Source organism: Actinacidiphila rubida, from assembly GCF_900110255.1.
Taxonomy (GTDB): domain Bacteria; phylum Actinomycetota; class Actinomycetes; order Streptomycetales; family Streptomycetaceae; genus Actinacidiphila; species Actinacidiphila rubida.
Genome location: NZ_FODD01000004.1, coordinates 323,227 through 337,050 on the forward strand (window position 1 = coordinate 323,227; position 13,824 = coordinate 337,050).

At 74.2% G+C, this 13,824-nt stretch carries 13 protein-coding genes; 2 read left to right on the forward strand and 11 right to left on the reverse strand.

The features are described from left to right. Positions 1-14: 14 nt before the first annotated feature. The 4 genes from BMW99_RS05935 to BMW99_RS05950 all read right to left on the reverse strand — a co-directional run bounded on the left by BMW99_RS05935 (position 15) and on the right by BMW99_RS05950 (position 2,249). A complete protein-coding gene (locus BMW99_RS05935) occupies positions 15-209 on the reverse strand; it encodes a DUF3046 domain-containing protein (protein ID WP_069466477.1) in 195 nt (64 codons plus the stop codon). Between the two features lie 102 nt (positions 210-311). Further along, positions 312-632, reverse strand: a complete 321-nt coding sequence (locus tag BMW99_RS05940) for an AzlD domain-containing protein (protein WP_069466476.1) — start codon at positions 630-632, stop codon at positions 312-314. Next, positions 616-1,377 carry an AzlC family ABC transporter permease gene (locus BMW99_RS05945; protein WP_069466475.1) on the reverse strand — a complete coding sequence of 254 codons (762 nt, stop codon included), beginning with the start codon at positions 1,375-1,377 and terminating at the stop codon, positions 616-618. Before BMW99_RS05945 ends, BMW99_RS05940 begins: the two co-directional genes overlap by 17 nt. Next, a complete protein-coding gene (locus BMW99_RS05950; protein ID WP_069466474.1) occupies positions 1,374-2,249 on the reverse strand; it encodes an AraC family transcriptional regulator in 876 nt (291 codons plus the stop codon). Before BMW99_RS05950 ends, BMW99_RS05945 begins: the two co-directional genes overlap by 4 nt. Positions 2,250-2,351: 102 nt before the next feature. On the opposite strand from BMW99_RS05950, the gene BMW99_RS05955 reads away from it, so the two are divergent. After that, positions 2,352-7,010: an ATP-dependent helicase gene (locus tag BMW99_RS05955; RefSeq protein WP_075016348.1), complete on the forward strand. Its 4,659-nt coding sequence runs from the start codon at positions 2,352-2,354 to the stop codon at positions 7,008-7,010. 147 nt (positions 7,011-7,157) lie between these two features. Then, complete coding sequence (locus tag BMW99_RS05960) at positions 7,158-7,961, forward strand: DNA-formamidopyrimidine glycosylase family protein (protein WP_069464258.1); 804 nt, start codon at positions 7,158-7,160, stop codon at positions 7,959-7,961. Here BMW99_RS05960 and BMW99_RS39925 read toward each other — a convergent pair. The 7 genes from BMW99_RS39925 to BMW99_RS05995 form a co-directional block, all read right to left on the reverse strand. Then, the gene (locus BMW99_RS39925) at positions 7,931-8,380 is read right to left on the reverse strand and encodes a hypothetical protein (protein ID WP_141726194.1); all 450 of its coding nucleotides are present in this window, start codon (positions 8,378-8,380) and stop codon (positions 7,931-7,933) included. The two genes, BMW99_RS05960 and BMW99_RS39925, sit on opposite strands and share 31 nt — an antisense overlap. A 95-nt stretch (positions 8,381-8,475) precedes the next feature. Next, positions 8,476-8,946, reverse strand: coding sequence for a Dps family protein (locus tag BMW99_RS05970; RefSeq protein WP_069464260.1), 471 nt, complete (start codon positions 8,944-8,946; stop codon positions 8,476-8,478). A gap of 288 nt (positions 8,947-9,234) precedes the next feature. After that, positions 9,235-9,627: a helix-turn-helix domain-containing protein gene (locus BMW99_RS05975; RefSeq protein ID WP_069464261.1), complete on the reverse strand. Its 393-nt coding sequence runs from the start codon at positions 9,625-9,627 to the stop codon at positions 9,235-9,237. A gap of 155 nt (positions 9,628-9,782) precedes the next feature. Then, a complete protein-coding gene (locus BMW99_RS05980) occupies positions 9,783-10,319 on the reverse strand; it encodes a CinA family protein (protein WP_069464262.1) in 537 nt (178 codons plus the stop codon). After that, positions 10,316-10,993 carry a CDP-diacylglycerol--glycerol-3-phosphate 3-phosphatidyltransferase gene (gene pgsA / locus BMW99_RS05985; RefSeq protein ID WP_069464263.1) on the reverse strand — a complete coding sequence of 226 codons (678 nt, stop codon included), beginning with the start codon at positions 10,991-10,993 and terminating at the stop codon, positions 10,316-10,318. The genes BMW99_RS05980 and pgsA overlap by 4 nt, the downstream gene beginning before the upstream one ends. Next, the gene (gene rimO / locus BMW99_RS05990) at positions 10,990-12,594 is read right to left on the reverse strand and encodes a 30S ribosomal protein S12 methylthiotransferase RimO (RefSeq protein WP_075016349.1); all 1,605 of its coding nucleotides are present in this window, start codon (positions 12,592-12,594) and stop codon (positions 10,990-10,992) included. Before rimO ends, pgsA begins: the two co-directional genes overlap by 4 nt. A gap of 189 nt (positions 12,595-12,783) precedes the next feature. Further along, positions 12,784-13,602 (reverse strand): helix-turn-helix domain-containing protein, encoded by an 819-nt coding sequence (locus tag BMW99_RS05995; protein WP_069463111.1) that lies wholly within the window; start codon positions 13,600-13,602, stop codon positions 12,784-12,786. Positions 13,603-13,824: the final 222 nt, after the last annotated feature.

Here is a 13,824-nt window from a genome sequence, read left to right on the forward strand (position 1 = left end):
CCCGCTCGCCGGTCTCAACGGTGCGAGGCGGGCACGTCCATGGCCGCGCACACCGCACGCCACACGTCCTTCGCCTCCCAGCCGTCGTCCAGTGCCTGAAGCACCGTACGGCCGCCCAACTGGGACATCACATGGTCGCGGGCGAAGGAGTCGGCGTAGGTCTCGCCGAAGTGGGCGCGCATCCGCTCCCAGAAAATCGTCAGACGCATAGATGCCAGTATCGCGCGGCACGGGCGGGTAGCAGCCGCCCGCCCTTGAGGGTGGTCCTTACCCGTCCCGGCTGCCTGCGCCCAGCCCACCCAGCGGCCCCGTCACGCCACCGCGCGCACCGCCGCGGTGACCAGCACGCCCGCCGCGACCACGACGAGGAACGGCGCCCGCAGCAGGAGCGCCACCGCGGCGGCGGCGAGTCCGGCGGAGCGGGCGTCGACCGCCAGGTGCCGCGTGGTGGTCCCGAAGGTCTGCAGCGCGGTCAGGGCGGCCAGCAGGGCGATCGGCACCAGGGCCGCCAGGCGCCTGACCAGCGGGCGTTCCAGCAGCCCGGCCGGGATCGACAGCCCGAGGAGTTTCACCCCGTAGCAGCCCAGGGCCGTGATCGCGAGGGCGATCCACGCGTCAGCGCCGGTGGTCACGGGTCGCTCCCTCCTCTGCCGCCTGTCCTCGGCGGCGGTTCCTTCGGCATGCGGCGAGGGCCAGGGGCGCGGCCAGCGCGGAGACCAGGACGGGCACGCCCGCGGGGAGCAGCGGCAGGAACGCCAGCGCCAGCAGGACGGCGGAGGCGGCGGCCGTCCGCTCCGTCCGGTCCTTGACCATGGGAGCCAGCAGCGCGAGGAACACCGCGGGTCCGGCCGCGTCCAGACCCCATGCCGCCGGGTCGCCGAGGGCCGAGGCGCCCAGCGCGCCGGCGAGCGTGGTCACGTTCCACAGCAGGTAGAGGCTCGCCCCGGTGACGGTGAAGCCGAGCCTGGCGTCGTCCCGGCCACGTTGCGACAGGGCCACCGCGGAGGTCTCGTCGATCACCCACTGCGCGGCCAGCGGGCGCACGGCTCGGGGGAACGCGAGGAGTGGGGAGAGCCGGAGCCCGTAGAAGGCGTTGCGGGTCCCCAGGAACAGCGCCCCGGCGGCCGCCGCGAACGGGTTGCCACCCGATCCGAGCGCGCCGACCAGGGCGAACTGGGAGGCGCCGGTGAAGACGAGCAGGGACATGGCGCAGGTCTGCACGAGGGAGAACCCGGCCCCCGCCGAGGTCACGCCGAAGGCGAATCCGGACAGGCCGACGGCCACGCCGACACCGAGGGCGTCGCGGACGACGGCGCGGCGGCCGGCCTCCGGGGCCTCGGGCGCGGGGCTGGGTGCGGGTATCGGTGGTGCGGTCACCCGGCCGACGGTAGGGCCGCCGCACGCGGAAGGTCTTGTACGTTCTTGCGCTCGCGCTGGTAGGCGCCCGGCGGGACTCCGACGATGCGGCTGAAATGCCGGTTGAGGTGCGGCTGGTCGGTGAAGCCGACGGCCGCCGCGGTGTCGGCCGGGCTGGCCCCGGCGTCCAGCAGGCGGCGCGCGGCACTCACCCGCTCACCGGTCAGCCAGGCGTGCGGGGGCAGTCCGTAGGCCTTCTTGAACGACCGCAGGAGGGCAAAGGGGCTGACGCCCGTCTCCGCGGCGAGCTGCTCCAGGCTGGGCGGCTCGACGAGTGAGGCGGCGAGCAGGTCGCGGGCCTGGGCGGCGGCGCGCGGACCGCCGCCCGCACCCTGCCCGTCCGGTTCCGCCGCGGCGACGGCCGTGCCGTGCCGTGCGAGCAGGCGGGCCAGGACGAGGCGCAGGAGGGTGTCGGCGGCGAGGGGGTTGTCGTGTTCGGCGGCCCGGTGCACGTCGGCGATCATCCGGGCGGTGGCCGGGTCGTCGAGCACGGTGGCGCTGAAGGCCGGGGTTCCGCGCAGCGCCGAGGTCTCCGCGGCGACGGAGGCGACGACCGAACGGGCAGGGTAGAGGACCCGGTAGCTCCAGCCGTCCTCGCTGCCCGCGTAGGCGGTGTGCGGTGTCTCGGGATTGAGGAGGACCACTCCCCCGGCCCCCGCGTGCCGGTCGCCGCCGGGCAGCCCGACGGCCTCCACACCGCTGGTGACCGCGGCGACCACGTAGCCGTCGTGCGCGTGCCTGGAGAACGTGTGGCGGATGTAGCGGGCGTGCAGCAGATCGACGCCGGGGAGGCCGGGGTGCTCCCAGTGCCGTGCCTGTTCGCGCGGGGCCATGGCCCATTCTGACCGCACGGTGGCGTGTCCGCGCCAGGGGTTATCCACAGGCTGGACGGTCTCGCCAGCGCGGTGTCGGTGCGGCGAGGCAGGATGGGAGCCATGTCCGATCAGTCCCGTCACAGCAGCCTCAAGGCGTTCTCCCCGGCCACCCGCGCGTGGTTCACCGGGGCGTTCCGCGAGCCCACCGCCGCCCAGGCCGGCGCGTGGTCGGCCATCGCGGAGGGCTCCGACGTGCTGGTCGTGGCACCGACCGGATCGGGCAAGACCCTGGCCGCGTTCCTGGCAGCGCTGGACCGGCTGGCCAGCGTTCCCCCGCCCGCCGAGACCAAGCGGCGCTGCCGCGTGCTGTACGTGTCTCCGCTCAAGGCCCTCGCGGTCGACGTCGAACGCAACCTGCGCAGCCCCCTCGCCGGGCTGCGGCAGGAGTCCGTTCGCCTGGGCCTGCCGGAGCCCGAGGTGCGGGTCGGCATCCGGTCAGGGGACACGCCGCCCGCCGAGCGGCGGGCACTCGTCACGCGGCCGCCGGACATCCTCATCACCACGCCCGAGTCGCTGTTCCTGATGCTCACCTCGGCCGCCCGCGAGGCCCTGAGCGGCGTCGAGACGGTGATCCTCGACGAGGTGCACGCGGTGGCGGGCACCAAGCGCGGAGCCCATCTGGCCCTGACGCTTGAGCGCCTCGACGAGGTGCTGGACCGGCCCGCGCGACGGATCGGCCTGTCCGCGACGGTGCGCCCGGTGGACGAGATCGCCCGCTACCTGTCGCCGCAGCGGCGGGTGACGATCGTGCAGCCGCCGTCGCAGAAGGAGTTCGACCTGTCGGTGGTCGTGCCCGTGGAGGACATGGGCGAGCTGGGCGGTTCGCCGGCGGCGGACGCGGCGGAGCACACCGGGCCCGCGGCCGGGCCCGCGGAGCGTCCGTCGATCTGGCCGCATGTCGAGGAGCGGATCGCGGACCTGGTGCAGGCCCACCGGTCGACGATCGTCTTCGCCAACTCGCGGCGGCTGGCGGAGCGGCTGTGCAACCGGCTCAACGAGATCGGGCAGGAACGGGCCGAGGGCGAACCCCTGCCCGAGGCCCACACGCCCGCCCAGCTCATGGCCCAGTCGGGGGCGGCCCGCGGCGCCGCCCCGGTGCTGGCCCGCGCCCACCACGGCTCGGTGTCCAAGGAGCAGCGGGCGCTGGTCGAGGAGGACCTGAAGGCGGGCCGGCTGCCGGCTGTGGTCGCGACCTCCAGCCTGGAGCTGGGCATCGACATGGGCGCGGTCGACCTCGTGGTCCAGGTCGAGTCACCCCCGTCGGTCGCGTCGGGGCTGCAGCGCGTGGGCCGGGCGGGCCACCAGGTCGGCGCGGTCTCCACCGGCGTGGTCTTCCCGAAGTACCGGGGCGACCTGGTGCAGTCGGCGGTCGTCACCGAGCGGATGCGGGAGGGCGGCATCGAGGCCCTGCGGGTGCCGGCCAACCCGCTCGACGTGCTGGCCCAGCAGATCGTCGCGATGACGGCACTCGACTCCTGGGACGTGGACGAGCTGCTCGCCGTGGTCCGCCGCGCGGCGCCGTTCGCCTCGCTGCCGCACTCGGCCTACGTGGCGGTGCTGGACATGCTGGCGGGCCGCTACCCGTCGGACGCCTTCGCCGAGCTGCGCCCGCGCCTGGTATGGGACCGGGTGGCGAACACCCTGACCGGCCGGCCCGGCGCCCAGCGGCTGGCGGTGACCTCCGGCGGCACCATCCCGGACCGCGGCCTGTTCGGCGTCTTCCTCGCCGGCGCAGACCCCAAGAAGGGCGGCGGCCGGGTCGGTGAGCTGGACGAGGAGATGGTCTACGAGTCGCGGGTGGGCGACGTGTTCACCCTCGGCACGACCTCATGGCGGATCGAGGACATCACCCGGGACCGGGTGCTGGTCTCCCCGGCCCCCGGCGTGCCGGGCCGCCTGCCGTTCTGGAAGGGCGACCAGCTGGGCCGGCCGCTGGAGCTCGGCAGGGCCGTGGGCGGGTGGCTGCGCGAGGTCGGCGCGATGCCTCCCGAGGCGGCCAGGGAGCGGCTGACGGAAGCAGGCCTGGACGCCTGGGCCATCGACAACGTGCTGGCCTACCTGACCGAGCAGCGGCAGGCCTGCGGGCACGTGCCGGACGACCGCACCATCGTGGTGGAGCGGTTCAGGGACGAGCTCGGCGACTGGCGGGTGATCATCCACTCGCCGTTCGGGGCCCAGGTGCACGCCCCCTGGGCGCTGGCGCTCGGCGCCCGCCTCCAGGAACGCTACGGGCTCGACGCCCAGGCGATGCACGCCGACGACGGCATCGTGCTGCGACTGCCCGACGCGGACCTGATGGGGCTGGACCTGCTCGACACCGACCCGCTGTCGCACGGCGCCGAGTACGACCCCGAGCAGTCGCCGGTGGGCGCGGCCGACGTGGCGTTCGACAAGGGCGAGATCGAGCAGCTGGTGACCGATCAGGTCGGCGGCTCGGCGCTGTTCGCCGCACGCTTCCGCGAGTGCGCCGCCCGCGCGCTGCTCCTCCCCCGGCGCAGCCCCGGCAAGCGCACGCCGCTGTGGCAGCAGCGGCAGCGTGCCTCGCAACTGCTCCAGGTGGCCTCGGAGTTCGGGTCCTTCCCGATCGTCCTCGAGGCGGTGCGCGAGTGCCTGCAGGACGTCTTCGACGTGCCGGGCCTGGTGGAGCTGATGGGCGACATCGAGGCGCGCCGGGTGAAGCTGGTGGAGGTCACCACGCACGAGCCGTCACCGTTCGCCCGCTCCCTGCTCTTCGGTTACGTGGCGCAGTTCCTCTACGAAGGGGACTCTCCGCTGGCGGAGCGCCGTGCGGCGGCCCTGTCGCTGGACTCGCGGCTCCTCGCGGAGCTGCTGGGCCAGGCGGAGCTGCGCGAGCTGCTGGACGCGGACGTGCTGGCGGAGCTGGACCAGGAGCTGCAGTGGCTCACCGAGGACCGGCGGGTCAAGGACGCCGAGGGCGTCGCGGACCTGTTGCGCGTGCTGGGGCCACTGACCACGGCGGAGCTGGTCGAGCGGGGAGGCACCGGCGCGTGGGCCGCCGGACTGGAGCAGGCACGGCGGGCGATCCGGGTGCGGATCGGCGGCGAGGAGCACTGGGCGGCCGTGGAGGACGCCGGACGCCTGCGGGACGCGCTGGGCACCGCGCTGCCCGTGGGCGTACCGGTGGCGTTCACCGAACCGGTCAAGGACCCGCTCGGCGACCTGCTCGCCCGGTACGCCCGCACGCACGGGCCTTTCACCAGCGGAGAGGTCGCCGGCCGGTTCGGGCTGGGTGCGGCGGTCGCCGACGGCACGCTGCACCGGCTGAGCGCGGCGGGGCGGCTGGTGCAGGGCGAGTTCCGGCCGGGGGCGGCCGGCCAGGAGTGGTGCGACGCGGCGGTGCTGCGCCGGCTGCGCCGCCGCAGCCTGGCGGCGCTGCGGCAGGAACTGGAGCCGGTGCCGCCCGCGACGCTCGGCGTGTTCCTGCCCCAGTGGCAGCACGTCGGCACCCACAGCCTGCGCGGGATGGACGGCCTGGCGCGCGCGGTGGAGCAGTTGCAGGGCGCGGCGGTGCCCGCGTCCGCCCTGGAGAAGCTGGTGCTGCCGTCCCGGGTCACCGGCTACACCCCGGCGATGCTCGACGAGCTGACGTCCTCGGGCGAGGTGCTCTGGGCGGGAGCGGGCGGGCTGCCGGGCAAGGACGGCTGGGTCTCGCTGTTCCTCGCGGACAGCGCGCCGCTGCTGATCCCCGATCCGCAGCCGCTGGAGCTGTCGCCGCTGCACCAGGCCGTGCTTTCGGCGCTGGACGGTGGGTACGGGCTGTTCTTCCGCCAGATCGCGGAACAGGTGCGGGCCGCGGGCGTGGAGGCGACGGACCCGCAGCTCGCCGACGCGGTGTGGGAGCTGGCCTGGTCGGGGCGGCTGACCAACGACACGCTGGCGCCGCTGCGGGCCCTGCTCGGTTCGGGCCGGACCGCGGGATCCACCGCGCACCGGGCACCGAAGTCCGTGCCGCGCGGCCGCTACAGCTCGCTGGCCGCCCGCGCCCCGCGGGCGACCGCGTCGCGGAGCGGCCCGCCGACGGCCGCCGGCCGGTGGTCGCTCGTGCCGGCCGCGGAACCCGACCCCACGCTGCGGGCCCACGCGCTGACCCACACGCTGCTGGACCGGCACGGCGTGGTCACACGCGGCGCCGTGGCCGCCGAGGGCGTCGCGGGAGGCTTCTCGGCGGCCTACCGGGTGCTGTCCGCGTTCGAGGAGACCGGGCAGGCCCGGCGGGGCTACGTGGTGGAGGGGCTCGGGGCGGCCCAGTTCGCGATGGACGGCGCCGTGGACCGGCTGCGGGCCCTCAGCACGTCCAGGGAGCGCGAGGAGGACCACCAGGGCAGGTCCCGCACCGTGGTCCTCGCGGCGGCCGACCCGGCCAATCCCTACGGCGCCGCGCTGCCCTGGCCGGAGCAGCCGGAGGGCGTCACCCACAAGCCGGGGCGCAAGGCCGGCGCCCTGGTGGTGATCAGCGACGGGGAACTGGCCGTCTACGTGGAGCGGGGCGGGAAGACCTTGCTGGCCTGGCCCGGGGACGCGATACGCCTGCAGGCCGCGGCGGACGCCCTCGCCCTGGCGGTCAGGGAGGGTGCGCTGGGCCGGCTGACGGTGGAGCGCACGAACGGCGAGCCCGCGCTGACCTCGTCGCTCGGCCAGGCACTGGAAGCCGCCGGCTTCCACGCCACTCCGCGCGGGCTGCGGCTGCGCGACGGATAGCCCGCCGAGCCGTCCGGTCCGACCGGCGCTCCGCCCCGGTGCGGCCTGTCGCTCGGGCTCCGCCCGGGAACACCGTCCGGCTCGGCCGGAATCCTGGCGGACCGCCGGCGGGGCCGGCTCCTGCGGCGGGTGGGCGATGATGGACGGGTGCCCGAAGGAGACACGGTCTGGCTGACCGCCCACCGACTGCACGCCGCGCTGGCCGGCCGGCCGCTGCTGCGGGCGGATCTGCGGGTGCCGCAGCTCGCGACGGTGGACCTGTCCGGGCGGCAGATGCTGGAGGTCGTCCCCCGGGGCAAGCACCTGATGGCGCGGCTGGAGGGCGGCCTGACCCTCCACTCGCACCTGCGGATGGACGGTGCGTGGCACCTGTACGCCCCCGGGGAGCGCTGGCGGGGCGGCCAGGCGCACCAGGTGCGGGCGGTGCTGGAGAACGAGGCGAGGACGGCCGTCGGCTACCGGCTGCCGGTGCTGGAGCTGCTGCCCACCGACGAGGAGGACGGGGTCGTCGGTCACCTGGGTCCCGATCTGCTGGGTCCCGACTGGGAGCCGGCCAGGGCGCTGGCCGCACTGGGCGCCGAGCCGGGCCGGCCGGTCGGCGCAGCGCTGCTGGATCAGCGCAATCTCGCGGGGATCGGCAACGTCTATGTCTCGGAGCTGTGCTTTCTGCGCGGGATCACGCCGTGGACACCGTTCGGGGAGATCGCGGCGCCGCAGAAGCTCGTGGTGCTGGCGAAGCGGCTGCTGGAGGCGAACAAGGCCCGGCCGGGGCACATCACGACCGGGAACACCCGGCGGGGGCGGACGAACTGGGTCTACGGCAGGGAGCACCAACCGTGCCTGCGCTGCGGCACGCCCGTGCGCCGGGCCGAACACGGCGAGGACGGCCGGGAGCGGGTCGCCTACTGGTGCCCGCGCTGTCAGCGCGGCCCCGCGCCCTCCGGCGGCTGAACGGCTCCGGCACCGTCTGCGCCGGCCGTCAGGGCGCCCCCGGGCACGATCTCGGGTGCGATCTCGGGCACGAACCCCACCTCGAACGCAGGCGCCGCCTCCGGATCCGGCCCGGCCCCCTCATCAGGCCCGAGCCCCTCTTCGGCCTCGGCCCCGGTCCCGGTCTCAGCCGCGCGGCGGTGCCAGGGTCCGGCATGGCCGCCGGGCCCGTCGCGGGATATTCGCGGGTGGACCGGCACCGCGTGCAGCGGTATGAGCCCGAGGCTCCAGCCGGTGAGGACCGCGCCCTCGCCGAGCCCGGGCCGGGCGCCCGGCACGAGGGTGAGGCGCACCGCCGCCCACCACCAGGCGAGCCCGCAGCCCACCGTCAGTCCCCGCCGTACCAGCCGCCTGACGCGCACCGCACTGCGTGCACGCATCGCCGCCTCCTTGTGCCCCGAGAAGGTCGCACCACGCGGTTCAGCTCGCCGGCCCCGGCCGCACGCGAGGTGCGGGCGCGGGCGCGGGCCGGCCGTCAGACGTTCTCGGCCTGGAACATCCAGTGGAACTTCTCCAGGTCCGCGGCGATGCCGATGAGGATGTCCTGGGTGACGGGGTCGGGTTCGTCGGTGACGGCGATGCGTTCCCGCATCCGGGTGATGCTCGCGTCCAGGGCGGCGACCATGATCTCCACGACCTCGCCGTCCTTGACCCAGCCGTCGGTCACGGTGTCGATGCCGGAGGTCTTGGCGACGGTGCCGGCCCGCCCGTCCGGCGTGACGCCGATCGCGGAGGCGCGTTCCGCCACCGTGTCGGAGGCCAGCCGCGCGCTGTCGACCACCTCGTCGAGCTGGAGGTGGATGGACCGGAAGCGCGGGCCGATGACGTTCCAGTGCACCTGCTTGGCCAGCAGGGAGAGGTCGATCAGATCCACCAGGGAGCCCTGAAGGGCCTCTCCGACGGTCTTGCGGGCGGATTCCGGAAGCGGGCTCTTCACGACGCTCATGCGCTTGTCTCCTCGCGGGTCGGCCGCCGGCCGCGGACCGCACTCCGCGGGGTGCGGAGGTGAGGCGACGGCCGGTCTCGTCCTGCTCTGGCACAGTTCGATCTTCGCTGACCTTCCTCGCCTACCCTGCCCCGGACCCGTACACATGGCAAAAGCAGGCACAGGCCAGGAATTCACGGACAGATACGGAGCGAGGTCGGGCCAGGACCGCGGAACGGAAAACGCGGCGGCCCCCGAACCGGGAATCCCGGTTTTCAGGGGCCGCCGCGACAGCAGGGGCGCAGCTGGTCAGGCAGCCACGACGTCGACCGCTTCCGCGGACTTCTTGGGCGCCTTGATCGTGATGCGCTCGTCGGGGGTGGACGACACGGAGGTGACGGACGTGACCGAACCCAGCACCGGGCGCATCGGCGACGCGGAAGTGTCGGCGGCCGCGGACTGCGAGAGTTCGGCAAGCGACAGATCGTCGCTGACCTCGCGCATCACCTCGGACATCGGCACGCTGAGCGCCTCACAGATCGCCGAGAGCAGTTCGGAGGACGCCTCCTTCTGCCCCCGCTCGACCTCCGAGAGGTACCCGAGCGAGACCCGGGCCGACGAGGAGACCTCACGCAGAGTACGGCCCTGGCGCTGGCGCTGCCGACGCAGCACGTCACCAAGCAGGCGACGGAGCAGGATCATCGGTGGCTCCCTCCTCGGACCGCGAAACCGCATCCTTCTCGCCCCACCGTACCGCCTCGGGCACCGGCCGTGCGGGGAGCGAAGACGTGTTCACTCAGGGCTGCAAACATCACTTCCCCCCGTCTTCTTCCCTAAGCACCGCTCTCGGACTCCTGTCAGGAGCCTTGTCCTGGGCCCTGTGACGGCCTCGGACCCGCAACCGTACTCCTTCTCAGCTCCACCGTGAGCAGATCCAGAACGGCCGCCACGGAAGCGGTACGGATCGCGGTACGGTCCCCGCTCAGGCGCAGCGCCGCGACCTCGGTCCGGTCCGGGCCCGCGACGGCGACGAACACCGTGCCGACGGGCTGCCCGTCCTGCGGGTCGGGCCCGGCCACCCCGGTGGTCGAGGCGCCCCAGTCCGCGGTCAGGCGGTCCCTGACGCCCTCGGCCATCTCCCGGGCGACCTGAGGGTCGACCGCGCCCCGGGCGGCCAGCAGCCCGGCGTCGACACCGAGCAGTTCGTGCTTCAGTTCGGTGGCGTACGCCGTCACCGAACCGCGGAAGCTCTTCGAGGCGCCGGGCACCGACGCGATCCGGGCGGCCACCAGGCCGCCGGTCAGGGACTCCGCCACGGCCAGCGTCCAGCCGCCCGTCTCCAGCAGCCGCAGCACCTCGGCGGCGTCCGCCGCCTCCCCCTGGCCGACGCTCATATCCCCTGTCCCTGTCCCTGCTGCCGTCCCTGCTGCTTCCCTCGCGCCCGCGCCTCGGCCGCGAGGCCGGCCCGCCGCAGCACGACGGCCTGGCGCACGTAGTCCAGACCGGTGGCCACGGTCAGCACCACCGCGGCGCCCATCAGGCAGGCCCGGATCGTGGCCAGCGGCCCGGTGAGCACCAGGATGTACATGCCGACGGCCACGCCCTGGGTGAGCGTCTTGAGCTTGCCGCCGCGGCTGGCCGGGATGACCCCGTGCCGGATCACCCAGAACCGCATCAGCGTGATGCCGACCTCGCGCACCAGGATGACGATGGTGACCCACCACGGCAGGTCCCCGAGCGCGGACAGGCCGACCAGGGCGGCGCCCATGATCGCCTTGTCCGCGATGGGATCGGCGATCTTGCCGAAGTCGGTGACCAGGCCGTAGCGGCGCGCGAGTTCGCCGTCGAACAGGTCGGTGATCATGGCGACGGCGAACGCCGCCCAGGCGAAGGACCGCCACGCCGGGTCGTGGCCGTCGCCGTGGACCAGCAGCAGCACGAAGCCGGGGACGAGCACCAGCCGGGTCATGGTGAGCAGGTTCGCCACGTTCCACAGCCCGGCCTTGGACTCCTCGGGATCGCCGAGGTGGTCGGGCGCGGACGGAGGCGAGGCGGGGGCTTCTGTCATCTGGCCACCGCCTCCGCGGGCTGGGCCGGCACCGCCGCCCCGACCGGCTCGGCGGCGTCGTCGGCGGCCACGGGCACCTGCGGCCCGCCCTCCTCGACGGCCAGCGGCTCGGCGATCAGGTCCACGCCTTCGGTGCCGGTGACGCGGGCGGTGACGAACGCCCCGGGGGCCGGCTCCCACCAGCCGCCCTCCACCGTCAGCACGACCTGGCCGTCGGTCTCCGGCGCCTGGTGGTCGGCGCGGCCGACGACCTCGCCGGTCTCCTCGTCCACGGACTCGACGAGCACCCGCACGGTGCTGCCCACGCGCTCCTCCGCGCGCTGCGCGGTCAGTTCCTCGGCGAGGCGCGAGACCCGCGCCAGCCGGGCGGCCACCACGTCGTCGTCGAGCTTGCCGTCGTAGGTCGCCGCCTCGGTGCCGTCCTCGTCGGAGTACCCGAAGACGCCGATGGCGTCGAGCCGTGCGGACGTCAGGAACCGCTCCAGCTCGGCGAGATCCTCCTCGGTCTCGCCGGGGAAGCCGACGATGAAGTTGGACCGCACGCCGGCCTCCGGGGCCTTGGAGCGGATCGTGTCCAGGAGGTCGAGGAAGCGGTCGGTGTCGCCGAACCGCCGCATCGCGCGGAGCACTGCCGGCGCCGAGTGCTGGAAGGACAGGTCGAAGTAGGGCACGACGCCCGGCGTCGAGGTCAGCACGTCGATCAGGCCGGGCCGCATCTCGGCCGGCTGGAGGTAGCTGACCCGCACGCGTTCGATGCCGTCGGCCGCCGCGAGTTCGGGCAGCAGCGTCTCCAGCAGCCGGATGTCGCCGAGGTCCTTGCCGTAGGAGGTGTTGTTCTCGCTGACGAGCATGACCTCGCGGACGCCCTGCTCGGCGAGCCAGCGGGTCTCGCCCAGGACGTCGGAGGGGCGGCGGGAGATGAACGACCCGCGGAAGGACGGGATCGCGCAGAACGTGCACCGGCGGTCGCAGCCGGAGGCCAGCTTCACCGAGGCGACCGGTCCGGCGTCGAGCCGGCGGCGCAGCGGCGCGCGCGGCCCGGAGGCGGGGGCGACGCCGTCGGGCAGGTCGGCGGGCGCCTGGGTGAACTCCGTGGCCGTCGCACCGCCGTCCGCCGCGGCCTCGTCGGCCTGGCCGTGGCCGGGCAGCGCCACACCCGCGGCGCCCTGACGCTGGGCCGGGCTGATCGGCAGCAGCTTGCGCCGGTCGCGCGGGGTGTGGGGGGCGTGCACTCCGCCGCTGAGGATCGTCTGCAGGCGGTCGGAGATGTCGGCGTAGTCGTCGAAGCCAAGCACGCCGTCGGCCTCGGGCAGGGCGTCCGCGAGCTCCTTGCCGTACCGCTCGGCCATGCAGCCGACCGCGACCACGGCCTGGGTGCGGCCCTGGTTCTTGAGGTCGTTGGCCTCGAGCAGGGCGTCGACCGAGTCCTTCTTGGCGGCGTCGACGAAGCCGCAGGTGTTCACGACGGCGACGTCGGCTTCGGAGGCGTCGTCGACGAGCTGCCAGCCGTCCGCCGCCAGCCGGCCGGCGAGTTCCTCGGAGTCCACCTCATTGCGGGCGCAGCCGAGCGTGACAAGAGCGACGGTACGGGGTTCTGGCATGCTGCCCAGAGTACCGGGTGCCTGGTCACCGCCCCGGGCGCCGCGGGCCCCCGCTGCCGCCCCCGGGGCCGGTCCTCGGCCCCTGTCCGGCGGCGGCGCTCCGGCGGCAGTGCGGCAGATCACGCCGGCACGGTCGCCCGGCGCCCGCGTGCGGGGCGCCCGTGCGGCGTCTCAGCAGCACTGTCGTGCTCAGCCCTGGGTGGGATCCCCGGGCGTGTAGGTGAGGCGGACGACCTGGCCGTCGTTGCCGGCGGCACCCAGGTCCTTGCCGTTGACGAACATCTGCACGGCGCCCGCGTTGCCGATGACCAGCTTGATCTTCTTGTCGTCGGTCCAGGTCATCGACTGCCCCTTGCGCAGCGAGTCCTGGTACAGCTGCTTGCCGTTGCTGTCGGTGGCCTGGATCCAGCTGGTGCCCCCCGCGGCGGTCACCTTGACCGTCACCTTGCCGGGCGGGGCCGCGGCGATCGCGCTGTTGGTGGGCTGCGGGGCCTTGGGCACGCCGCCGTTGCTCTGCGGCGTGTGGCTGGGGGTGGTGCGGCCGGCGGTCGGGGTCGTGCTGGAACCCGCGGTGGACTTGCCGCCGTCCCCGCCGCCGCTGAAGGCGGTGTAGCCGACGAACCCGATGACGGCGACGATCGCGGCGATCATCGCGGCCGTCCAGTTGGGCCTGCGGGGTTCGGTGGACCTGATCTTGCCGCGGTCGGCCTGGTAGACCGGCGGCACCGTCACGGTCGCGGTGGCCGTGCCGTGCTCGGCGGCGTACTGGTCGACCAGCGGTTCGGGGTCGAGGCCGACGGCGCGGGCGAACGATCGGACGTGCCCGCGCGCGTACACGTCGCCACCGCACCGGGAGAAGTCGTCCTGCTCGATCGCCTGCACGATCGGGACGCGCACCCGGGTGACGGTGCTGACCTCGTCGACGGTGAGCCCGGAGTCGAGGCGGGCCTGGGCGAGGGCGCGACCGACCGAAGGCCGGTCGTCGGAGGGCGAGTTGCCGATGGACACGAGGGCGCCTTTCGAGCGTGCAGCCACCTGCTGGAAGTTCAGTCTAGGGGCGGTACAAAACGCGGGAGCAAGCGGACGGCCGTTTTTGTCCGCCACACGGGCTGAGGCTTCACCGCAGGGCAGAGGCGGGGGTCGTCCCCTGTATCAACTTGACGTACGAGCCGGAGAAACGGTTGCCCCAGAACTTGCCCCGCGTCTCCGATCGGCACACATGATGCCTGA